The organism is Cellulosimicrobium sp. BMG9.22 (genome assembly GCF_059159975.1).
Genome location: NZ_JBZGBY010000065.1, coordinates 1 through 1,437 on the forward strand (window position 1 = coordinate 1; position 1,437 = coordinate 1,437).

The following is a 1,437-nucleotide window of genomic DNA, read 5'->3' on the forward strand; positions in this document are numbered from 1 at the left end:
GGGTGGGTGTCCCTATGTCCGTCGTCAAGCCGCGATCGGGGGCGGGGTGGCGGGTCGGGGTTGGTAGAGGGTGCCGTTGTGCAGCATGGCGAACAGGACGTCGACGCGTCGTCGGGCGAGGCAGATGAGTGCGGCGTTGTGGCGTTTGCCTTGGGCTCGTTTGCGGTCGTAGTAGGCGCGGGACGTGGGGTCGTGCAGGCTGGCGAAGGCGGCGAGGTAGAACGCGCGCTTGAGGCGTTTGTTTCCCCCGTGTGGTCGGTGCTCGCCGCGGATGGAGGTGCCTGAGCGGTGGGTGACGGGCGCGAGGCCGGCGTAGGCGGCGAGGTGGGCGCTGGTGGGGAACGCGGAGGCGTCGCCGACGTCGAGCAGGATGCGGGCGCCGGTCCTGACGCCGATGCCGGGCATCGAGGTCAGGACCGGGGCGAGAGGGTGTGCGTTCAGCATCTCCTCGACTTGTTCGGCGGCGATCTGGCGTTCTTGGAGCAGCCCGGACAAGGTGGTGGCGAGTTTGGGCAGGACCTTCTCGGCAGCGGTGGTGCCGGGGACGGTCACGCTCTGGGCAGCGAGTGCGTCCTGGATGTCGTCGACCAGGTGCTGCCAGGATCGGGGTGCTCGCGCTTTGGCTACCGCGGCCAGGCGTCGTCGTCCTGCGGTGCGTAGCCCTTCGGGTCCCCCGAAACGGGTGAGCAGCTCCAGCACGGCGGGCTGGGTTGCTCTGGGTCCCAGGACTCGTTCCAGGGCGGGGTGGACCTGTGTGAGCAGCCCGCGGATGCGGTTGGTGACGCGGTTGACCTCTGTGGCGAGGTCGTCGTCATAGCCCACGATGACGTTCAGGTCGGCCAGCATCGCGTCGGTCCCGCCGATCTCGCGCAGGGCGTGCGGCATCGTGCGTGCGGCCTCGGCAATGATGAAGGCGTCGCGAGCGTCCGTCTTCGCGTTGCCCGGGTGAAGGTCGGCGATACGACGCATCGCCAGGCCGGGCAGGTAGGCCACATCGATCCCGGCCTGGCGTGCTACCGCGACCGCCAACGCGCCGATCGAGGCAGGTTGGTCCACGACGACGAGCACCCGACCCGCTGCTGCCAGCCGGGCGTAGACCTCGCGCAACCGGGCCTCGTCCTGCGGCAGCGCCTTGTCGTGGATCTTCTTGCCGTCCCGGTCCACGGCGCAGGCGTGGTGCTCGGCCTTGCCGACATCCAACCCGCAGAACACCTCGTATCCGTCCACAGGTCCCTCCCTGCCCTCGAGCTGCTGGCCGCCCCAGTCCTGACGCAGAATGCCGACACCCACGTTACGAAGAGACCTACCCCACGACGGGGCGGCCCTGTCCCTATCAGCGGTCACCTGCGCCACCGAAACCGGGCGACAACACCCACCGGATCATGCGTTCGACAGGGGCGCACAGTCCTACCCAGCCCGGCGACCAGACCCCGCGCG

Annotated in this window: 1 protein-coding gene; it reads right to left on the reverse strand. The window is 69.5% G+C overall.

The annotated features are described in order from the left end of the window. Positions 1 to 24 precede the first annotated feature (24 nt). On the reverse strand, positions 25 to 1,227 hold the full coding sequence (locus tag AC4H2H_RS19700) for an IS110 family RNA-guided transposase (protein ID WP_494372529.1): 1,203 nt from the start codon (positions 1,225 to 1,227) through the stop codon (positions 25 to 27). Between the last annotated feature and the right edge of the window lie 210 nt (positions 1,228 to 1,437).